Origin of the sequence: Paenibacillus hamazuiensis (assembly GCF_023276405.1) — a bacterium.
Taxonomy (GTDB): Bacteria; Bacillota; Bacilli; order Paenibacillales; family NBRC-103111; genus Paenibacillus_AF; species Paenibacillus_AF hamazuiensis.
The window spans coordinates 3827096-3847381 of the sequence record NZ_JALRMO010000001.1 but is presented as its reverse complement, the minus strand read 5'-3'; the positions used below and the strand labels follow the sequence as shown (position 1 = coordinate 3847381).

Genomic DNA, 20286 nt, shown 5'->3' with positions numbered 1-20286 from the left:
GACCTCCACATATGAAATGGTTGCGCTTTCATTATACGTGGTATCTGATATTTCATATATAATCATTAGCTCAGATGGTTGTTATTTACTGGAAGTGTCTCCGTGCGGCTGCCTTCTGTATGCGCCGGGGCTTTTTCCGACGATGCGCTTGAACACCGCCGTAAACGAATCGATGTCCTTGTAGCCGGCATTTTCGGCGATCGCGCTGATTTTTTCGCGAGTCGTGCGCAGCGCTTCACAGCTTTTGCGGATGCGCACGTTTTGCAAATAACCGCGAAACGTTTGGCCGGTATGCTGCTTGAACAGGCGCTGCAGATGGCGCTCGCTCCAGCGGCACATTCCGGCAAGCTCCGCCAAGGTGACATCTTCGGAGAAGTGCTGCTCCACATACTGCAGCACCTGCATGAAATGAAGGTTGTCCGCGTGCTGTTCCAGCGGGGATGCGGAAGCGGTCTTCAACCGGTACGTATCGACGACGAGCTGCAGCAGCAGCGAATGGAGGCAGGTCAGCGATCCGGCGCGCGGAAGGGTATATTCCCGGTGCATCCGGATGAACAAGCCTTCGATCGTACCTTCCGTGTCGAAGACGGAGTACCAGCCGGGGCTGTCCGTTTGGAGCGTGTTCAGATGAACCGCGATCGCTTCATCGGCGATGATGCCGGATATGAGATCGATGGCTTTGGGAGTAAACACGCAGTTGTACACGACCAGCGGGTTTTTCGCCGAATTGGCCGAAGCGGGCCGGAATACGTGCGACACCCCCACCGGCAAAACGAAAAGCTGCCCCTTATAAACCGGGTGCACTTCGTCCTCGATATGGTGAAATCCTCTGCCTTCGGCAATGTATGCAAATTCGATGAAATCGTGGGAATGCAGCGGCAGATTGAAATCTTCCACGGCGCGGTTCACAAATATATAGGATTCCGGCTGCAAAAGCCGGTCGGCCGTTAACGTATTCGGTGGGCGCTTCATGGCAGGACTCCTTTTTCGGGAAAACGTATGCCGGATCTCGCGTTCGAACGATGGCGCTTTCGCCCGGATAACATGTCGGATTTGGCGGGATAAGATGTAAGCGATTCCCTCTATAATTATACCTGATAACGAAGAAAAACGTATACGGGAAAGGGATGGTGGATCCTCATGAACATACACAAACTGCGCTGCGAATATATGGAAAACCCGATCGGTCTCGATGTGAAAACGCCGAGAATCAGCTGGCAGCTGCAAGCTGCGGAGAGGGGCGTCCTGCAAACGGCCTACCAGCTTCAGGTGCTTGCGGATGAAGGCGGTCAAAACGTCATATGGGATTCCGGCATCGTCGATTCCGACCAGTCCGTACATGTCGAGCCGAGCGGATTGAGCGTGCAGCCGAGAACACGTTATTACTACAGAGTCCAGGCGTGGGGAACCGGGGGAGCCGCCACCGGATGGTCCGATACGGCTTACTGGGAAACCGGGCTGATGGGAGCGGACGGGTGGAAAGCCGAGTGGATCGGCGCTCCGCAGGGGGACGGCATAGCGGAGGAGCAATCCCCTTATCTCCGGCGGGCGTTCGAAGTGCGGGGAAGTATCGCCAAGGCCCGCATTTATGCGACTGCACTCGGCCTTTATGAGCTGGAGCTGAACGGACAGCGGGTGGGGGAAAGCTATTTTACGCCCGGCTGGACCAGCTATAACCATAGGCTGCAGTACCAGACGTACGACGTCACTCCTCTGGTGCAGGAAGGCGGCAATGCGATCGGCGCGCTGCTTGGCAAAGGCTGGTACAGCGGCGCTTTGACATGGCTAAACAAGCGGGAGCTGTATGGCGACCGGCCGGCGCTGCTGCTGCAGCTGCACCTGACCTATGCGGACGGGCGGGAGGAGGTCGTCGTTTCAGACGGCGGCTGGAAGGCTGCAGGCAGCCCGATCCTTATGTCCGAACTGTACCACGGCGAAACGTACGATGCGCGGCTGGAGCGGCCGGGCTGGAGCACCGGGGCGTATGACGATGCGGGCTGGCTGCCGGTCGATATTTTTCCGCATGCGAAAACGGTCATTATCGCACAGGAAAACGAACCGGTGCGCAAGGCGGAGCATTTGAAGCCGGCTCAGCTCATCAAAACTCCGGCGGGAGAAACGGTTGTCGATATGGGCCAGAACATGGTCGGTTGGGTGAGGTTTACCGTTCGCGGCAAGCCGGGCCAGGAAGTGATGCTGGAGCACGCCGAGGTTTTGGATAATGACGGCAACTTCTATACGGAAAACCTGCGCAGCGCGAAGCAGCAAATCCGTTATATTATCGGATCCGGCGAGCCGGAGACGTATGAGCCCACGTTTACGTTCCAAGGGTTCCGCTACCTGAGGCTCACGGGTTTCGCGGAGCCGGTCCGGCTGGAGGACTTCACCGGGGTCGTGCTTCATTCGGCGATGGAACGGACCGGCCATTTCACCTGTTCCGACCCGCTTGTGAATCAGCTGCAGCACAATATTTTGTGGGGGCAAAAGGGCAACTTCCTCGACGTGCCGACAGATTGCCCGCAGCGGGACGAACGGCTCGGCTGGACCGGGGACGCGCAAATGTTCATCCGCACCGCGACGTTTCTGATGAATGTCGCCCCGTTTTTCACCAAATGGCTGCGGGACTTGAAGGCGGATCAGCGCGAGGACGGCGGAGTGCCGTTTGTCATCCCGAATGTGCTGGAGTTCGGAGAGGACGATGACAAGCATTCTTCGGCTGCCTGGGGCGACGCCGCCGTCATCTGCCCGTGGACGCTGTATGTGACTTACGGCGACAAGCGCATTTTGGAGGAGCAGTTCGAAAGCATGAAGATTTGGGTGGAATATATCCGCAGCCAAGGAGATAACCCGTATTTGTGGAACACCGGCTTTCATTTCGGCGACTGGCTCGGGCTCGATTCGAAGCCGGACAGCTACATCGGCGCAACGGACCGCGATTTGATCGCAACGGCGTTTTACGCGTATTCGACCTCTCTCGTTGTGAAGGCGGCTCAGGTGATCGGGGCCAAGGAGGATGAAGCGAAATACGCCGAACTGTATGAGAATATCGTTCGGGAATTCACCCGCGAATTCGTGACGCCGTCCGGACGTCTGTCGGTTTCCACGCAGACGGCGCAGCTGCTCGTGCTCATGTTCGGGCTGGTGGACGGAGCCGCCAGGGAGCGTGCACAAGATAAGCTGATGCAGCTGCTCGAAGGAAGCCGGTTCCACCTGACGACCGGTTTTGTCGGAACCCCTTATTTGAACCTTGTGCTCAGCGATATCGGCAAGCATGAAACGGCGTGTAAGCTGCTGTTCCAGACGGATTATCCTTCGTGGCTGTACCAGGTGACCAAGGGCGCTACGACGATCTGGGAGCATTGGGACGGCATCAAGGAGGACGGCAGCTTCTGGAGCAAGGATATGAACTCGTTTAACCATTACGCGTACGGCTCGATCGGAGATTGGCTGTACCGCCGGGTAGCCGGGATCGATGCCGACGAGAAGAGGCCGGGCTACAAGCACATCGTGCTGCAGCCGACGCCGAGTCCGGGCATGACATGGGCGGAAGCGTCGCTGGAGTCGATGTACGGCAAAATCGCGTCGTCATGGAAGATGGAAGGCGATCATATGCTCGAGATCAACGTGACGGTTCCGGCCAATACGACGGCGACTCTCCGGCTTCCCGGAGCCGGTGCGGCCAGCTGGACGGAAAGCGAAGCCCCTCTTGCGGAAGCGAAGGGCGTTATGATCGTAGAGTCGGGGGAGCAGGGTGCGGCCGTTGCCCTCGGTTCGGGCGAGTACCGCTTCGTGCGGGTTATTGGATAGCGTGCCTGCCCGGGCTCGAGAGCGCGAAAATGCGCTCTCAGGCCGGCGAAGGCCCGGCAGAGAGCGAAGCGGCAAGCCGAGAGTCGGAAAAAGCGTCTCTCGGCACGCGAAAGCGGCTCCGCCCGGGCCCGAGAGCGCGAAAATGCGCTCTCAGGCCGGCGAGGGCCCGGCCGGGAGCGAAGCGGCAAGCCGAAAGCCGGAAAAACCGTCTCTCGGCGCGCGAAAGCGGCTCCTCCCGAGCCCAAGAGCGCGAAAATGCGCTCTCAGGCCGGCGAGGCCCCGTCCGGAGAGCGGGAGGCAAGCCGAAAGCCGGTAAAAACCGTCTCTCGGCACGCGAAAGCGGCTCCGCCCGAGCTCGAGAGCGCGAAAATGCGCTGTCAGCCGGCGAGGGCCCGTCCGGAGAGCGAAGCGGCAAGCCGAAAGCCGGAAGAAAGCCGCAAAATGTCCTTTTGCTAAAAACTGTTTGAATGCACATTGTAGCTTCTGTTTGTCCCATGGTAAAATTATTTCAATCGAATATGAACCTTCGCGACAGAAAAATCGTATACATGGAAATTATAACGCCGGAAAATTCTTTATTTATAAGGACTTCCGGCGTTTTTTATTTGCTGCAACGATGATGTTCCCAAGTTTTTCATCGGAGGAGGTTTTTACCATGGGATCCGATTATATATCGGTAAAGGAGTTTGGGGCTTACGGCAATAAAACAAACGATGATACTGCGGCAATAAAAGCCGCTATTTTAGAGGCTCAAAAATCAGGTAAAAAGTTGTTTTTCCCCCGGGGAAAATATAATTTTTCCGAGCAGCTGGAATTCGATAGCATAATCGTTGAGGGTTCCGGATGGAAATCAACAGTATTGTACTTAACGAAAAACAACAATTTCCGGCGAATACCCCCGCGATAAATATCAAGAGGGCATCTTGGGAAAATAAACCTCAGTTCAAAGATCTGCAGGTAAGAGCTGATTTCGGAGTTAAACCTTGAGTGTCAAGCCGATCGAACAACATGGGGTACAACTTAACGGGGCTACCACCGTCGAGAATATAATGGTAAGAGGATTCAACGCGGGATTTGTATACAATAACGACCATAATACAATTCAAAATTGCTTCGCTACCGAAAATTTACGGGGTATATTTCTATAATTGTCAAGGTGACAACTCTATAATTAACTCTATCCTTACCGGAAATAGCTGGGCTTCTATCGGGTGCTGGAGAATGAGGGATACTTTCATCATGCGGACACATCTAGGTTATTCTCCGTTCGGTATCTATCAGGAGGCTTTCACAACAAATTTTCCAAAACAATTTATTATGTACGACGCAAGGCTGATGCACACCAGGTTCGAGGCGATTGGAAATGCCGCGATCTATTCAGAAAACTGGAATATCGGTGTCGATGGAGGAGGAATACTGAACTCCAGATTCGAAAATGTGGGCTTCAGCTGGAATTCGAACTTCAAGCTGCCGCAATACCCCAGAGATTATGCCGTGAAAATCGGTCATTGCACAGGAATTAATTATTACTATCCCGGGGCGTCGGGATTTCAGAAAGGCGATGTAAATAGTTGGTATGTTCACATGAACGACGCTTCTTGGTTCGGCGGATTCCAGATGGAAGACTTTGATTTCGGACCTTCTACGGGTTACCCTTCCGCGCTTTTCCCTGAAAAACAAAATGCAACGGTAACTAACGCTCCTGTCAGCGGAGAGGCCAGGTTAACGGTCATTAAGCAGGGCGGGACGGCAGGCAATCATTTAAAGCCTTACGCCACAATCTATATTGGCTTAACCAGGTATGTAGGCATTCCCGGCTCGCCGCAAAAACTCAACTTGCCCAAGAATCTAATATTGCCATATGGCAACATCAGTCCTATTCCATTATTTATCTCCGCAAACAGCACAGGCTTGCCAAATTCGAATATTATGATTACTTCAACTTCCAGAACCAATCAGTCCATACAAATCTCTGTTCCGGATTCTAAACCGATCACCGGGTTTATCAAGATAGAAGGTGCTTTACCGTAAAGTCAAATTGTGATACAATATGTATCATAACGGTGAATTGGAACGAAATTCGGTTAAAAAGGTGATTGGTAATGTTAACCCAAATTATCCGGGCTCTTTTTTCAGTAAATTGGAATGCGGTCAGAGGTTATCGGCTGGCGCATAAACTGCACTACAGGGATGGAAGACAGCTGCTTATGTTGTGCAATCGATTACAAGAGCGTTCACCGCGATTGAGATTGATCCGGCCGCTAAAATCGGCAAGAAATTTACCATCATGCACGGAGCGGGTACCGTTATCGGTAGTACGGCTGTCATCGGAGATAACTGCATTATATATCAAAATGTGACTATCGGCGGAAACGCCGCCCGCATCTTAAAGAAGCTCAGCGGCCACGAAGCAAGGTTGAAAAAAACCTTGCTTTTTTCATTTTTCAATGATAATATTTCGTCAATCATTCCGCGTAACAAAATGATTAAAAATGAATACGGACCTTCGGGGCAGGGTGAAAATCCCGACCGGCGGTGAGGATGCCCGCGCATCCGAGCCCGCGACTCGCGTGCCGCTTCAGGCAGCATGCGACTGATTTGGTGCAATTCCAAAGCCGACGGTACAGTCCGGATGGGAGAAGGTCCTAAACAGGCATAGTCCGGTTTTTTTTGAAAAAACCAGGACTAGGCTTGTTTGGAAATGCCCCGTTAATCCTTATGGATAGCGGGGCATTCTTCTTGCGAAGGGTCCTATTCATAAACCAAACCGGCTTTCCCGCGGAAAGCCACAGGAGGTAGATGAATATGGAGAGAGCCAATCTGTACAATCCGTCCGGTGCAACGGTGCGGGCGGAAACCACCGCGAAAAACGGGATCATGCTGGTCGTCATCGGTGCCGCTTTATGGGGCATCGACCCGCTGTTTCGCATCCTGCTGCTCAAAACGCTGACATCGGCGCAGCTGGTGCTGCTGGAGCACATCCTGCTGCTTGTCTTCGCGCTGCCGGTGCTTTGGCGCCGCCGCTCCGAGCTGCGCGGACTATTGCCGAAGCACCTGCTGGCGATGCTGTTCATCGGCTGGGGAGGCTCGGCGGTGGCCACAATGCTGTTCACGTCGGCTTTCGCACATGGCAATCCGAATACGGTGCTGCTGCTGCAAAAAATTCAGCCTCTGTTTGCCATCGGCATGGCCCGCTTCGTGCTGAAGGAGGCGCTGCCAAGGACATTCCCGGCACTGCTTATCATGGCGCTTGCCGGAGCCTACATGCTGACCTTCGGGCTTGCGCTGCCGGTTGGCCATTGGGCCGAACTGGCTGCTTGGGGCAGCTTATTGTCCGTCGGCGCCGCGGCGCTGTGGGGCGGTTCGACGGTGATGGGCCGGCTGCTGCTGGACCGGATGAGCTTCGAGACGGTGACGGCCGTCCGTTTTGTGCTCGCGCTGCCGCTGCTTGCCGCGGTGACGTGGACGGAAGGAGCTCCGTGGCACATGCCGTCCGGGGCGGTTCCTATGATGGCCACTGCCGGCAATTTGCTGCTCCAGGCGTTTTTACCGGGACTGCTCAGCTTGCTGCTTTACTACAGAGGGCTGTCCGGGACGAAGGCGTCCTACGCCACGCTGGCTGAGCTTGCTTTTCCGGCCGTAGGGGTGCTGCTGAACTGGCTTGTATTTCACCAGCCGGTCACGATGCCGCAGCTCGCCGGCTTTGCATTGATTTGGTTTGCGCTGTATTTCGTTTCGCGGGAAGAATCTCAAGCTCCATGACTCCTTTATGCGGTCCTCGTGCCAAAATGGCATAGGGCCGCTTCTCCATGCAGGAAGGAATGTCCCGGCATCCGTAGAAATAAAGGATAAGCGAAGCCAATGCAAAACGGGGAGATGATTTCGGTGAAAGGTCAATATTCGATCGGCGTGTTGAAACAGGAAATTATTAAAATTTACAATTCGATCAACCAGGAAATTTTCGGAATCGGCATCAAATCGCAAAAAATCGATATCGCCGGGGACAAGGTGTTTATTTTTGCGACCCATAAACGGATACCCGCATTGAAGATATTGGACGAATCGCACCGCAGCATTACGGCCAGCGTGGACTCGCTGCTGATGGAGGCGAACAAAAAAATGCTGAAGGAGCAGCTTGAGAAAACGCTTGGCCTGAAAGTGAGGCTTGTGCTCAAAGACTACGACCCTGTGACTGAATATTCGGGGACCGTCATTGTATTGGATCAGCCCGTCGAATGATTATATAACGCGAACATAACATAAAAGCGGTTGATTTTAAAATTTTTTCGCTGATATATTGATTATGCGGAAAGTATATGTTATGTTATATAACATAAATCGGCGATATGAACTTAAAAACTTCTAAATTGTCGAAAAAGATGTCAGGTATCGTTCTGATGTGGCATTAAGGAGTTGGGTCCTTTAGGAAAAAGAGGCCGGATTCCATTTTGCCTCCGAGCGGGTCCGACATTTTTTTAGAAAAAAAGTTGTATACAATATGCAATTGGTATGGCTATGTTTGGCGAATTGTGGTAATATACGATGTAAGCGCTTTATATCGTAGTTATTTAAACATGCTTAGGCAGCGTATGGCGTTTGAGGGCATTAAGGCGTCGATTCCTTTTTCAAAAAAAGAGATTCGCTTCCATTTTGTCCGCGCGGCGCCATACCTAAATAGCAGGTGTTAAAGAACTCCCCGGGGAGAGCTTTGCAGCCGCTACTTATGACATATTCGGGTCTGAACGGCACCCGTATGCTCATGATGGCGGTTTTTTTCATTGAAAAAAACGATATAAGAGCTTGTTCGATACCGAGCTGCAGCTCAATAAAGCAACGAGGGAGAGATGAACGCGCATGAAAATGGAACAAGCCCGCACGAACGTGGCGGATGTGCTCGAGGCGTTAAACGCGATCTCAAAAGGGCGGATGGTTATGGACTGGAACGAGGTGACTTCCGGCCGCAATCCGTACGTGGTCATGAAATCGTCCAATATACCGGGAAAAAGTGTGATCGAGATACCCGGACTTGTTTTCGGCGACAAGCTCAAGCCGGTAACCCGCATCGGGGTAGGCATGACCTTGACGGAATCGGTGATCGAGCTGGCTTCCGCGATGAAACTCGACCTGATCGTCGTCCACCATCCCGTAGCGGATGCCGCCAGCTCGGGCGGGGTGCCTTTTGCCGACTATTTGCCGCTGTACAACCTCGCCTTGATCGAAATGCACGAAGCGTTTCACGGGCTTCACCCGGGATTGACGCTGCTGCACGGGCACCGCAAGCTGAAAACGGACATTTCGTTTTGCGGGCTGCCGGGCAACGTGCTGCATAAAGGAATAGCCCTGGACGACGTGCGCACCGCCGGGGACATCCTGGCGCGAATCGACCGATTTATGGGCAGGGACATCGACCTCGGCATGCTGGAGGCGGAGCGGGCGATCCGCGGAGAGCCGTCGCTGCAGGAGGCGACGCTGGCCAACCCGGCGAAGCTGCTGAGCGGAACTCCGGACAGTCCGGTCAGGCACGTGCTGCATTTTTTCCCGCACACCGGGTTTTCGCTTGAGCATTTGGAAACGGCGCTCCGCATGTATCCGGAAACCGATACGATCATCGTCAGCATCAGCCGCGTCCGCGAAGATCATGAGTTCGTGAAGCTGGCCAGGCAGCGGGGGCTGAATTTTATCGTAGGCAATCCGCATTCGGTGGAAATTATGGAAAACGGGCTTCCTCTGGCTTACGCGCTCGAAATGCTGCTTCCGCAGGTGGAGGTGTTTTTGCTGAGAGAACGCATCACCGCCGTGGCGCTGCAGGACATCGGTCACCGGCAAATGGCCGAATACGGACGGCAAATGGCGGAAACGCATCTGGTCGCCAAGCCGCCCCGTGCGGTTCACATATAACCCATACATATGAAGAGAGGACGATGAACCATGAGAAACATGAAGAAAACCGCCAGTTTGCTGCTCTCCGCCGTGCTGCTTGCCCTTGCCGCAGGCTGCGGGTCGGCCCCCGCGGCCGAGCCCAAAACCCAGCAGGCTTCTGCGCCAAAGCCGGAACCGGGCAAAACGGGAACGCTCAAGACGGTCAAATTTTCCGAAGTCATCCGTTCCATCTTTTATGCACCTCATTATATCGCGATGCAAAAAGGTTTTTTTAAAGAAGAAGGTCTGGATGTAGACATGAACACCGCGCAAGGTTCCGATAAAGGGGCGGCAGCCCTGATTGCCGGCACCGCGGATATTTCTTTGGTCGGTCCGGAGACGGCCATTTACATTTACAACCAGAAGGGGGATAAAACGCTGAAAATTTTCCACCAGCTGACGATGAAGGACGGCTCCTTCCTGCTGTCGCGCAGCAAGCTGAACGGGTTTAAGTGGAGCGACCTGGAAGGAAAAACCGTGATCGGCTGGAGGCCGGGGAGCGCGCCGCAAATGGTGCTGAATACGAAGCTGCAGCAGGAGAAGGTGGGCAAGGCGGACGTGGTGACGAACATCGCTTCCACGGCTATGGCCGGCGCCTTCGGCAGCGGAAAAGGCGATTTTATCCAGGTGTTCGAGCCGATTGCCTCTACGCTGGAAAAGGAAGGGAAAGCCCACTATGTCACCTCGGTAGGACAAGCGTTCGGCGAGTTTCCGGAAACCTCCTACGTGGCTACGTCGGATTTTATTAAAAACAATCCCGAAACGATTCAAAAATTCGTCAATGCCGTCGCCAAAGGGACAAAATGGCTGAACACCGCCTCTCCGGACGACATCGCCGCCGCACTGGCTCCGTTTTTTGACGGCACGCCCAAAGACGTCATCATCCAATCCATCGACCGCTACAAAAAGCAGGATACATGGCCGGCCTCCCCGGAGCTTACGGCTGCTCAATTTGAGACGCTGCAGAAGGTGCTGATCGAAAACGGGGTGCTCAAGCCGGAGCAAAAAATCGCAAATATGGATGCCGTCGTCGACATGAGCTTTGTGAAAAACATCGGGAAAGCGGGGAAATAAGCCTATGGCGCAAATCGAATTAAGGGGCGTCTGCCTCAGTTACTTTACGCCGAAGCAGGAAACGGAGGCGATCCGCGACATCAACTTATCGATCGATGCGGGAGAATTCATCAGCATTGTAGGTCCGAGCGGCTGCGGGAAAAGCACGATGCTTTCTCTCATTTCCGGAATGTACCGGCCGACCAAGGGCAAGGTGTCGATCGACGGGCAGGAGGTGACCGGCACCTCCCCCAAGGTCGGATACATGCTGCAGCACGATTATTTGTTCGAGTGGCGCGATATTTTAAGCAATCTTATGGTCGGTGCGGAAATTCGCAAGCTGGACCGAAAAAAGGCGGAGCGCAAAGCGCTCGAGCTGCTTGAGCGATACGGCCTTGGCGGCTTTGCGCATCACAGCCCGTCGCAGCTGTCGGGCGGCATGCGTCAGCGGGTGGCGCTCATCCGCACGCTCGTGACGGAGCCGGATATTTTGCTGCTCGACGAGCCGTTCTCCGCGCTCGATTACCAGACTCGGCTGACGCTCGCCGACGAAATTTTCGGCATTATCAAAGATCAGGGAAAGACCGCCATCCTGGTCACGCACGACATTTCCGAAGCGATCAGCATGGCCGACCGGGTGATGGTCATGTCAAAGCGGCCGAGTACGATCTCTTCGATTTACAGGATTGAAATGGAGGAAGGCCACGCTCTCTCTCCGTGGGCGAAACGAGAAGCGGGCCGTTACAATGAGTACTTCAACAACATTTGGAGGGAGTTGGAAGGCCATGTCGCTGCCGGCTAGAGAATTGCCGATGACTGCGGAACCGACGAAGGAGCAGCCGTCCCTGGCGGTTGCCGAACGAACGAAATCCGAGCTGTACATCCGTTATTTGCAAGCGCAAAAGCGCAAGCTGTGGACCATCCGCGTTTCCCAGCTGCTGCTGCTTGTAGTCTTTTTCGGCTTATGGGAATGGGCCGCGAGATGGAAGTGGGTGGATCCGATGCTGACCAGCATGCCGTCCAAGCTCTTCGCTTCGTTCCAGCAGCTTACGTCAAGCGGGGAGCTGCTGAAGCATACGTATACGACCGGGCTCGAGACCGTCATCGGCATCGTGGTGTCGATGGCGCTCGGCACCGTTATCGCCATCGCGTTCTGGTGGTCGACTTACGCCTCCAAGGTGCTGGAGCCATACATCGTTGTGCTTAACGCGCTGCCCAAAGTCGCGCTTGGCCCGATTTTCTACATTTGGCTCGGCGACCGGTATTCGATCTACGGCATGGCGATCGCCATTTCCGTGATCGTGACGATCATCATGGTGGAAAGCGGCTTTAAGGAGGTCGGGAAAACGAAGCTCAAGCTGATGGAATCGTTTGGTGCGACACGTTCGCAAATGCTGCGGATGGTGCTGCTGCCGGCCAGCATTCCCAATTTTATCGCCACGCTCAAGGTCAACGTGGGACTGACGCTGGTCGGCGTCATCATGGGCGAGTTTCTGTCGTCCAAAGCAGGGCTCGGCTATCTGATCATCTACGGCGGCCAGGTGTTTCAAATGGACATGGTGATGGTGAGCATTGTCATGCTGGCGCTTCTGTCGATCGTATTATACGGCGTTGTCAACGCTCTCGGACGGTATGCGATGAAAAAATATCATTTTGACAATTAATTCGGTTCCTTTACCCGGGACCGGCTTTCCGAGCCTGCGTTTATCGCGGACGAGGGAAGCTTTTTTTGTTCCGGAAATAGTCGGTTAATTTAGTATACAATAAACCAAAAGACTTTTCAGAGGTCAGTATATATGATAGTATAAATGTAATCGCTTTCAGATGACTTTCTATTTTGAAATGCGGTTTTTAGCTTAGTATGGGAAGGGGTGATTATGGAAAAATCGAGAATTTTCGCTGATTTTGTTATGTTTGTGTTATATAAAATAACATAAACATCACGAAGTCTCGATGGTTTTTGATAAAATTGTATACCAAATGCTAAAAATGTCTGTTATAACTCGCCGGGATGTGCTAGAATTCAGCTTGAGGGCACAAAAAAATGGAGATGAGGGATAGGGGATGCTAACTTTTTCGCACTATATGTATGCTTTTGTGACATTGATTGTTATTGTTACAATGCTTTTTCGGCGAGGGGTTATTATACCGACCTTGGCAGGGACTTTCCTGATCGGATGGATTTACAAAGGCGATGTGATCAGCGGTTTCAAGGCGGTATACAATGCAAACTTGACGGCAGCCAAGGAGCTTTTCACCATTTTCCTGATCATCACCTTTATGGTGGCGCTGCTCGCCTCGCTGCGGGACATCGGAGCGGATCGCCGGATGATCCTGCCGATTCAAAAATGGATCGTCAACGGACATATCGCGTTTTTCGTTCTGGCCCTCGTTACATACGTCATCTCGCTGTTTTTCTGGCCGACCCCGGCCGTGCCGTTGATCGGCGCGCTGCTTGTTCCCGCGGCGATTCGTGCCGGATTGCCTGCGATGGGAGCGGCCATGGCGATCGCGCTTGCCGGTCAAGGGATGGCGCTGTCGTCCGACTACGTGATGCAGGTCGCGCCGATGCTAAGCGCGAAAGGAGCCGGCGTCTCCACCTCCGCCGTAGCGGATAAAGCGATGGTGCTGTCGCTCATAACCGGGGGCGTTTCCATTGTAGGCGCCTATCTGATGACGCGCAGACAGATTCGCAAGGCGGCTGCGCCGGATGCGGAAGCATCGGTTCATGCAGGGCAGCCTGATCTGCAGACCCGGGAATACGCGGAAGCAGCGGCAGCCGTCGAAACGCTGCATCCTTCCGTGCTCAAGTGGTCCAAGCTGTTCTCCGTTATCGTTCCGCTTTCGATGCTGGGTATCATGGCGGTGATGGCGGCGAGCAAATTCGGCGGCTCCGGCATGGGCGGGCTGGAAGGCGGCGACGGCGCTGCGTTTATCGGAGGGGTAGCGGTCATCCTGCTCATCTTATCCTGCACGGTTTTTTCGAAAATCGGCGCATTGGACAAAATCAGCGATCATTTGACGGAAGGATTCGTATTTGCATTTAAAGCGATGGGACCGGTCATCCCGATCGCGGGATTCTTTTTTCTCGGCAATGCCGACTTTTCCAAAAGCATCCTCTCGCTGGGCGAGAAAGCGGCGCCGCCGGCGTTTCTGTACGATCTCGTCATGTCGGTCCAATATGCGATTCCGTCGAACGGATTTATTACGGCTTTCGGCATTTTGCTGATGGGGATTGTAGCCGGACTTGAGGGATCGGGTTTTTCCGGTCTTCCGCTTACGGGCTCCCTGTCGGGAGCGCTCGCACCTACGGTAGGCATGGATCCGTCGACATTGGCGGCCATCGGCCAGATGGGCTCGGTTTGGTCCGGAGGGGGAACGCTTATTGCCTGGTCGTCGCTCGTTGCCGTCGCAGGTTTTGCCGGCGTATCCGCGATCGATCTGGCACGCAAAAATTTCGTGCCGGTCGTTATCGGGCTCAGCGTTTCGACCGTCATTGCGATAATGATCTGGTAACCGTCGTCCGGCATGGATCTGACCGCCTGACGCTTAGTGCCTAGCAGCATGTGCTCTCAGCTGCCGGATGACCGTTTGTTCGCCGCTTCGTGAGCGGCCGGTTCCGCAGCCGACAGATGCGGGATGATGTCCTGGCACGCCTTGACGAGAATGCGGCTCATGACAACGGCCATTTCCCCGACAAACGTCAGGCTCGTATGCTCCAGCACTTTATGGTTCAAAGGACCGTAATTGTTGATGATCCCTTTCAAATGAATATGTCCGATGGGAGGGAGCTGCTTGCCGAGACTGACCCCAGGCTCGAGTGGTTCATCCACGAGCTGAATGGTGCCGATTTTATAAAATTGCCCCAGACAGGCGTCGACGGCAATAATATAGGAACGTTTGTGGGCTTCGGCGATGGCGGCCACCGCTTTTTGCAAATTCAGCGCGTGTACAGGGCTGTCCAGCGTTCCGTATACACGGACTTGGCGATGGTTTTCGAACCGTTCGGCGAGACGGCTGCCGACCATAGGTCCGAGCGAGTCGCCGTTATACCGGTTGGTGCCGATGCAGACAACGGCAATGCCGGCGTAAGCCGGATTTTTTAAAAAATGCTTGACCAGCGCTTCGGAAAAATACGCGACCGATTTTTTGTCCAGGTAATGCTTATGGTACATCATGGTTTATCACCTGCTTTCTGTTTTTATTTTAATCGATCGGCGGCGCGACAATAAATGGTAAACCAAAAATGTTTGTGAACATTTCGTATTTTGGTATACAATATACCATATGACATACCATTTATTGAGGAGGTTGATTTGCGATGCCTAACGCTTACTTATTGACGGAGATGACTTGGCCGGAGGTGAAGACGGCGCTAAAGACGGTCAAAATCGCCATTATTCCGCTGGGGGCGCACGAGCAGCACGGTCCGCATATGGTGGAGAGCTGCGATGCCGTGCTCGCCGAAGAAATGGGCAAACGACTGACGGAGAAGCTGCATCCCGAGGCGCTGATGACGCCCACCGTGAACATGGGGATTTCCCCGCACCACCTGCATTTTCCGGGGACGATTTCGCTGGAGCCGGCCACGCTTATCGCGATACTGCGCGATATGATCAAATCGCTCAAGCAGCACGGCATCGAAAACTTCCTCGTGCTCAATTCGCACGGGGGCAACCAGGCTACGCTCGGCGTGGCCGTGGAAATGCTCACGAGAGAACTCGATGTGCGCATCTACTACGCCAAAACGACGGCGTCCGCCAAAGATGTGATGGATCGCCGCCTCGAGTCCAAGCTATACGGGCACAGCTGCGACCGCGAGGTGTCGGAGGCGATGTATTTGGCTCCGCAGCTCGTCAGGACGGATAAGCTGGAGAAAGCCGACATTAAGGAAGGAAGATGGCGCAAGCTGCGGCCGGGCAATCCGCTGCAAGGTTTTTATTATTATGAAGAAATGACCCTCAACGGCTGTCTCGGAGATGCAACCAAAGCAAGCGCCGATATCGGCAGGGAAATAGTCGAAACCGCTCTGGAGCGTCTGGCCAAGGCTGTCAAAGAAGTGCTGGAGGCATGAAGACGGCATTATTTTTCGTCGGAATTACGGCGTATTTGGCATCGGCTTTTTACCCGGCCGACGCGCTGCATTGGATGGTGTCCGCCGTGAGCTTGCTGATTGTGGCTGCGGTATTCGGCTTCGTGAAACCGTTTGTCCGTGCGCTCGGCACCATATTTGTGACGATCGGCATCGTGCTGCTTGCGGCGCATGGTGCGCCGTGGCGAAGTTTTATTTCCGGGTTCGGAAACATGATGAACATTTTGAGCTTGTTCGCCTTGATACCGCTTATCGCTTTGCCCATCGAGCTCGGAAACTATGGAGCACGCATCCAGGCGATCATTCAAAAAACGGTCAAGCATTCGGGACTGCTTTATCTGGTTACTTCCGCCCTCTCGTACATACTCAGCTCATTTATGAATTTAGCGACGCTGCCGATGGTATACCATACGATCCGCTCATCGCTGGAGCTGTACCCGATCGAGCAAAAGGAGCGGTTTATGAGCCGGGCGATCACGCACGGCTACAGCATGCCGATCGTTTGGACGCCGGTGGCGCCGATCGTGGGCATTGTCGTCGAGATGACAGGAGTGAAATGGAGTTCGATTCTTCCCGTCGCAATCCCGTTCAGCGTCCTTGGCCTTGTGCTGGACGGGATGATGGGACGCTGGATCGCGGGGCGCAGGCTGAAGCGTCTCGGCTCGGAGGCGGCTGCCCAAATTTTCGCCGCCCGGGAAAACGCGGTCCGGCCCAAGGCCGGGCAAAATGTGCGGGAGAAAGCCGGCCACCCCGGACAAATCATCGCTGCAATCGTTCTGTTTAATATATTGATTTCCGCGCTGGAAAAATATACGCATGCCGGCTTTTTGCTGCTCGTGTCGGCATCCGTCGTTCCGTTCGCATTCGTCTGGTCGCTGCTTCTTGGCAAGGGCAAGCTGTTTCTGACCAAAAGCCGGACCATGCTCCCCGCTCATTTGATGAAGATGAAGGAGCAGTTTTTCGTATTCCTTTGCGCAGGATTTATGATTTCCGCAATTCAGTCGACAGGCGCCGGGCATGTCATCGGCGAATGGATTATAGCGGCCAAAGATGTCGTCGGGCCTGGCGTATTTCTGCTGCTGATCCCGTTTATTCCGTTTCTGCTTGCTTTCGCCGGCCTTCACCCTGCGGTCGGATTGGCTTTGGCAGCCGAGTCGCTGAATCCGCAGGCTTTGGGCATTTCCGCCTGGCTCGTAGCGCTGGCGATGCTGATCGGGGCGGCCACCGCTTTCCTCATGGGGCCCTACAACGCAACGGCGGGCATGATGGCCGGGCTGTCCGGCCAGAGCGCTTTTCGCGTATCGAACTGGAATGCACCGTTTACGGCCGCGTATTTGGGGCTGGGCATCATTTTGCTGCTGATGCTTGAAAAAGTGGGTTGACAGTCGGGCTTGGATCAGTGATAATGATCACAGAAGGTATTTGGTATACAATATACCAAATGAACAAAGTGCATCCGGGGAATCTGATTGGCAGATTCCCGGCCGCACGCAGGCTGACGAGCTTCATGCCGTCATCATCCATCATTTTTACATTTTGAGAGGAGTGTATTTACATGGCACAAACGTTAACGCAAGACCGATTGATGAACAAAGAGGAGTTCCGCCACGCTTTGGAACAAGCCATCGAAGGGAATGCCGTAGCGAAAGCTCCTTTTACGACGATGTGGGCGAACGGCGAGCTGAAGAAGGAACACTTCGCCAGATGGGTGGAGCAGCATTACGCTTACGTCGGACCGTTTGCCGAATATTTGGCTTACATCTACGCGAACTGTCCGCATGAGGACGCCAGAGACTTCCTGCTGCAGAACATGTGGGAGGAAGAGCTCGGGGGCGACCGTCACACGGATCTCCTGATCCGCTTCGGCGAAGCCTGCGGCACGACCCGTGAGAGGATCGAATCGATGGAGCATCTGCTTCCGGAAACGATCGGCCTTCAGTCCTGGTGCTACCGGATGGCTTTCAAGGAAAATTTCCTGTTTGCGACAGCGGCGCTCGTCGTCGGTCTTGAGTCGCAGGTTCCCGCGATTTACCGCCGGCAAACCCCGACTTTGCGCGAGAAATACGGCTTTACGGACGAAGAGGTGGAATTTTTCGATCTGCATATTGTGTCCGATGAAATTCACGGCGAACGCGGCTACCAAATCGTCCTCGAATATGCCAGAACTCCGGAGGACCAGCAGCGCTGCATCAAGATCGTCGAAGAGGCGACGAGAATGCGCAGAATGTACATAGCGGCGATCTCCCGCGAATTTTGCCAGCAGTAACCGCGGCCGGCTCCCGGGAACGGGGGCCGGATTAACAGGCTCAGCGAAACGCCGAACCGGACGCCGGCCCGCGTTAAAGAAGCGGGATTCGGTATGCGTCAGGGTCGTTTCACCGGAGCCGGCTGCAAATTTGTGCGAAACGCGAAAGGGGATTTTTTATGGCGACGGAAACGCTTGTAGAAACCTTTAAAAACCTGATCGACGGGCAGTGGGTCGAATCCGCAAGCGGTGAAACGTTCGCGAGCACGAATCCGGCGAATGCCGCGGAGATCGTCGGCCGCTTCCAGGCGTCGGCGGAGGAGGACGTCAACCGTGCGATCGAGGCTGCGCAGCGCGCGTTTCCCGCGTGGCGGGAAACGGCTCCGAGCAAGCGCGCGGATATTTTGTACAAGGCTGCGGACTGGCTGGAGGCGGGCCTCGAGCGTTTTGCCGAGGAGCTGACCCGCGAGGAGGGAAAGACGCTGGCCGCCAGCCGCATGGAAGTGAAGCGTTCGGCGCAGACGCTGCGGTATTACGCTTCGGAAGGGATGAACGTTGCCGGCGAGACGCTGCCCTCCGACGATCCGGAGACGTTCGTGTATACGCGAAGAGAGCCATTGGGCGTTGTAACCGTTATCACCCCATGGAATTTTCCGCTTTCGATCCCTGCCCGTAAAATCGCTCCGGCGCTAGTGACCGGCAACACGGTTGTCTTCAAACCGGCGTCGGATACGCCGCTCATCGCCTGCCGCCTTGTACAGGCGCTGCATGGAGCGGGGATGCCGGCCGGCGTCATCAACTTCGTGACGGGCTCGGCCTCGAAGACCGGCACGCCGCTTGTCACGCACCCGGCGGTCAAAGCCGTGACCTTCACCGGGTCCACCGGAGCCGGAGAGAAGATCAACCGCTCCGTCCGGCTGTCGACCCGCGTGCAGCTTGAGCTTGGCGGCAAAAATCCGCTTATCGTCATGGACGATGCCGATGTGGAGCAGGCGGCGGAGCTGGCGGTCAAAGGCGGCTTCGAGCTGACCGGGCAGGCGTGCACCGGAACGAGCCGCGTCATCGTGATGGACTCGGTGCATGACCGGTTTGTCGAAGCGCTGGTAGCCCGAACGCGGGCGCTTATCATCGGCAGCGGACTGCGCAAAGGCGTCGACGTCGGGCCGCTTGCCAACGAAAGTCAGCTTCGCAACGTGCTGGATTACGTGGACATAGGCAAAAGCGAAGGCGCCGAACTGGCGTTTGGCGGCGAGCGGCTGACCGAGGGCGAGCATGCCGCAGGTTATTATGTGCGTCCGGCGATTTTCACCGGCGTCACGCCGAACATGCGCATCGCGCAGGAGGAGATTTTCGGGCCGGTCATTTCCGTCATCCGCGCCGGCACGTTCCAAGAGGCGATGGCGATCGCCAACGATGTGGAATACGGCTTGTCCGCCGCCATCTGCACGGCCGATATGAATGCGGCCCGGCGGTTTATCGCGGGCATCGAGTCCGGCGTCGTGAAGGTGAACCGCCCGACGACGGGCAATGCGGTCAACGCGCCGTTCGGCGGCGTGAAGATGTCCAGCACGGCCACCTACCGCGAGTCCGGGCGGGGCGCGCTCGATTTTTACACACAGATTAAAACTGTCTACCACGGTATGCAAGGCTAGAGACGAGAGTGAAAGGAGCCCTTGTATGAAATCGGCATTAAAGCTGGAGCTGGAGGAAGCGAAAATCATGATCGAAGCCGCCAAAAAAGCGGCGGAGGAAGTGAAGGCGCTGGAGACGATCTGCATCGTCGACGACGGAGGTTATGTGATCGCGATGGAGCGCATGAACGGCGGGCGCATCACCGGTCCTGAGATCGCGATGGCCAAAGCGTTTACCGCGAGCGGCCATAAGCGCTCCACGCATTTGTTCAACCAGCCGGGAGGGCCGGCGACGACAACCGGGGAAGCGTTCGGGATTCATGTGATGATTCCCGGCAAGTTCGCGATTTTCGTCGGCGGTTTCCCAATCGTCGTGAACGGGGAAGTCGTCGGCGGCGTCGGCGTCAGCGGCGGCAACGGCGAGCAGGACACCGCGGTCGGCACCGCGGCTTTGAAGGCGCTGCAGGAGCACCTCGGCAGCGAATACGAAGTGATGACGCAGGCGGATATCAAAAAATAGTCCGTTTCCGGCGACTTGC

Annotated in this window: 18 protein-coding genes and 1 riboswitch; of the genes, 16 read left to right on the top strand and 2 right to left on the bottom strand. The window is 55.0% G+C overall.

What is annotated here, in order from left to right; translation table 11 throughout:
- Positions 1-81: 81 nt before the first annotated feature.
- Positions 82-972, bottom strand: a complete 891-nt coding sequence (locus MYS68_RS16915; protein WP_248926959.1) for an AraC family transcriptional regulator — start codon at positions 970-972, stop codon at positions 82-84.
- A gap of 168 nt (positions 973-1140) precedes the next feature.
- On the opposite strand from MYS68_RS16915, the gene MYS68_RS16910 reads away from it, so the two are divergent.
- From MYS68_RS16910 to MYS68_RS16860, 11 genes are all read left to right on the top strand, one after another.
- Positions 1141-3807, top strand: coding sequence for a family 78 glycoside hydrolase catalytic domain (locus MYS68_RS16910; RefSeq protein WP_248926958.1), 2667 nt, complete (start codon positions 1141-1143; stop codon positions 3805-3807).
- A 655-nt stretch (positions 3808-4462) separates the two neighbouring features.
- Positions 4463-4714 (top strand): glycoside hydrolase family 55 protein, encoded by a 252-nt coding sequence (locus MYS68_RS16905; RefSeq protein ID WP_248926957.1) that lies wholly within the window; start codon positions 4463-4465, stop codon positions 4712-4714.
- Positions 4715-5046: 332 nt separating this feature from the next.
- The gene (locus MYS68_RS16900) at positions 5047-5838 is read left to right on the top strand and encodes a hypothetical protein (protein ID WP_248926956.1); all 792 of its coding nucleotides are present in this window, start codon (positions 5047-5049) and stop codon (positions 5836-5838) included.
- Between the two features lie 181 nt (positions 5839-6019).
- Positions 6020-6346 carry a serine O-acetyltransferase gene (locus tag MYS68_RS16895; RefSeq protein WP_248926955.1) on the top strand — a complete coding sequence of 109 codons (327 nt, stop codon included), beginning with the start codon at positions 6020-6022 and terminating at the stop codon, positions 6344-6346.
- Positions 6306-6455: riboswitch (FMN riboswitch) on the top strand. It overlaps the preceding gene by 41 nt.
- Before the next feature lie 157 nt (positions 6456-6612).
- The gene (locus tag MYS68_RS16890) at positions 6613-7569 is read left to right on the top strand and encodes a DMT family transporter (RefSeq protein WP_248926954.1); all 957 of its coding nucleotides are present in this window, start codon (positions 6613-6615) and stop codon (positions 7567-7569) included.
- A 114-nt stretch (positions 7570-7683) separates the two neighbouring features.
- Positions 7684-8046 carry a Na-translocating system protein MpsC family protein gene (locus MYS68_RS16885; RefSeq protein ID WP_420852229.1) on the top strand — a complete coding sequence of 121 codons (363 nt, stop codon included), beginning with the start codon at positions 7684-7686 and terminating at the stop codon, positions 8044-8046.
- A 615-nt stretch (positions 8047-8661) separates the two neighbouring features.
- On the top strand, positions 8662-9705 hold the full coding sequence (locus MYS68_RS16880) for a Nif3-like dinuclear metal center hexameric protein (RefSeq protein WP_248926952.1): 1044 nt from the start codon (positions 8662-8664) through the stop codon (positions 9703-9705).
- A 30-nt stretch (positions 9706-9735) separates the two neighbouring features.
- Complete coding sequence (locus tag MYS68_RS16875) at positions 9736-10800, top strand: ABC transporter substrate-binding protein (protein WP_248926951.1); 1065 nt, start codon at positions 9736-9738, stop codon at positions 10798-10800.
- A 4-nt stretch (positions 10801-10804) separates the two neighbouring features.
- Entirely contained in the window at positions 10805-11581 is a 777-nt protein-coding gene (locus tag MYS68_RS16870; protein WP_248926950.1) for an ABC transporter ATP-binding protein, read from the top strand.
- Positions 11565-12443, top strand: coding sequence for an ABC transporter permease (locus MYS68_RS16865; RefSeq protein WP_248926949.1), 879 nt, complete (start codon positions 11565-11567; stop codon positions 12441-12443). The genes MYS68_RS16870 and MYS68_RS16865 overlap by 17 nt, the downstream gene beginning before the upstream one ends.
- Positions 12444-12843: 400 nt before the next feature.
- On the top strand, positions 12844-14295 hold the full coding sequence (locus MYS68_RS16860) for a hypothetical protein (RefSeq protein ID WP_248926948.1): 1452 nt from the start codon (positions 12844-12846) through the stop codon (positions 14293-14295).
- Between the two features lie 56 nt (positions 14296-14351).
- Here MYS68_RS16860 and yyaC read toward each other — a convergent pair whose 3' ends face one another.
- A complete protein-coding gene (gene yyaC / locus MYS68_RS16855; RefSeq protein WP_248926947.1) occupies positions 14352-14957 on the bottom strand; it encodes a spore protease YyaC in 606 nt (201 codons plus the stop codon).
- A 143-nt stretch (positions 14958-15100) separates the two neighbouring features.
- Here yyaC and MYS68_RS16850 point away from each other — a divergent pair, with 143 nt between their 5' ends.
- The 5 genes from MYS68_RS16850 to MYS68_RS16830 all read left to right on the top strand — a co-directional run bounded on the left by MYS68_RS16850 (position 15101) and on the right by MYS68_RS16830 (position 20267).
- Positions 15101-15853, top strand: a complete 753-nt coding sequence (locus MYS68_RS16850) for a creatininase family protein (RefSeq protein WP_248926946.1) — start codon at positions 15101-15103, stop codon at positions 15851-15853.
- Positions 15850-17253: a hypothetical protein gene (locus MYS68_RS16845; RefSeq protein ID WP_248926945.1), complete on the top strand. Its 1404-nt coding sequence runs from the start codon at positions 15850-15852 to the stop codon at positions 17251-17253. Before MYS68_RS16850 ends, MYS68_RS16845 begins: the two co-directional genes overlap by 4 nt.
- 173 nt (positions 17254-17426) lie before the next feature.
- Entirely contained in the window at positions 17427-18137 is a 711-nt protein-coding gene (locus tag MYS68_RS16840) for an iron-containing redox enzyme family protein (RefSeq protein WP_248926944.1), read from the top strand.
- Positions 18138-18295: 158 nt separating this feature from the next.
- A complete protein-coding gene (locus MYS68_RS16835) occupies positions 18296-19768 on the top strand; it encodes an aldehyde dehydrogenase family protein (protein WP_248926943.1) in 1473 nt (490 codons plus the stop codon).
- Between the two features lie 25 nt (positions 19769-19793).
- Positions 19794-20267, top strand: a complete 474-nt coding sequence (locus tag MYS68_RS16830; protein WP_248926942.1) for a GlcG/HbpS family heme-binding protein — start codon at positions 19794-19796, stop codon at positions 20265-20267.
- Positions 20268-20286 lie beyond the last annotated feature (19 nt).

What these genes read in the sequence shown, in the direction of transcription:
- MYS68_RS16915 (WP_248926959.1), bottom strand. Translation starts at nt 972, where the DNA reads ATGAAGCGCCCACCGAATACGTTAACGGCCGACCGGCTTTTGCAGCCG.
- MYS68_RS16910 (WP_248926958.1), top strand. Translation starts at nt 1,141, where the DNA reads ATGAACATACACAAACTGCGCTGCGAATATATGGAAAACCCGATCGGT.
- MYS68_RS16905 (WP_248926957.1), top strand. Translation starts at nt 4,463, where the DNA reads ATGGGATCCGATTATATATCGGTAAAGGAGTTTGGGGCTTACGGCAAT.
- MYS68_RS16900 (WP_248926956.1), top strand. Translation starts at nt 5,047, where the DNA reads ATGCGGACACATCTAGGTTATTCTCCGTTCGGTATCTATCAGGAGGCT.
- MYS68_RS16890 (WP_248926954.1), top strand. Translation starts at nt 6,613, where the DNA reads ATGGAGAGAGCCAATCTGTACAATCCGTCCGGTGCAACGGTGCGGGCG.
- MYS68_RS16885 (WP_420852229.1), top strand. Translation starts at nt 7,684, where the DNA reads ATGATTTCGGTGAAAGGTCAATATTCGATCGGCGTGTTGAAACAGGAA.
- MYS68_RS16880 (WP_248926952.1), top strand. Translation starts at nt 8,662, where the DNA reads ATGAAAATGGAACAAGCCCGCACGAACGTGGCGGATGTGCTCGAGGCG.
- MYS68_RS16875 (WP_248926951.1), top strand. Translation starts at nt 9,736, where the DNA reads ATGAGAAACATGAAGAAAACCGCCAGTTTGCTGCTCTCCGCCGTGCTG.
- MYS68_RS16870 (WP_248926950.1), top strand. Translation starts at nt 10,805, where the DNA reads ATGGCGCAAATCGAATTAAGGGGCGTCTGCCTCAGTTACTTTACGCCG.
- MYS68_RS16865 (WP_248926949.1), top strand. Translation starts at nt 11,565, where the DNA reads ATGTCGCTGCCGGCTAGAGAATTGCCGATGACTGCGGAACCGACGAAG.
- MYS68_RS16860 (WP_248926948.1), top strand. Translation starts at nt 12,844, where the DNA reads ATGCTAACTTTTTCGCACTATATGTATGCTTTTGTGACATTGATTGTT.
- yyaC (WP_248926947.1), bottom strand. Translation starts at nt 14,957, where the DNA reads ATGATGTACCATAAGCATTACCTGGACAAAAAATCGGTCGCGTATTTT.
- MYS68_RS16850 (WP_248926946.1), top strand. Translation starts at nt 15,101, where the DNA reads ATGCCTAACGCTTACTTATTGACGGAGATGACTTGGCCGGAGGTGAAG.
- MYS68_RS16845 (WP_248926945.1), top strand. Translation starts at nt 15,850, where the DNA reads ATGAAGACGGCATTATTTTTCGTCGGAATTACGGCGTATTTGGCATCG.
- MYS68_RS16840 (WP_248926944.1), top strand. Translation starts at nt 17,427, where the DNA reads ATGGCACAAACGTTAACGCAAGACCGATTGATGAACAAAGAGGAGTTC.
- MYS68_RS16835 (WP_248926943.1), top strand. Translation starts at nt 18,296, where the DNA reads ATGGCGACGGAAACGCTTGTAGAAACCTTTAAAAACCTGATCGACGGG.
- MYS68_RS16830 (WP_248926942.1), top strand. Translation starts at nt 19,794, where the DNA reads ATGAAATCGGCATTAAAGCTGGAGCTGGAGGAAGCGAAAATCATGATC.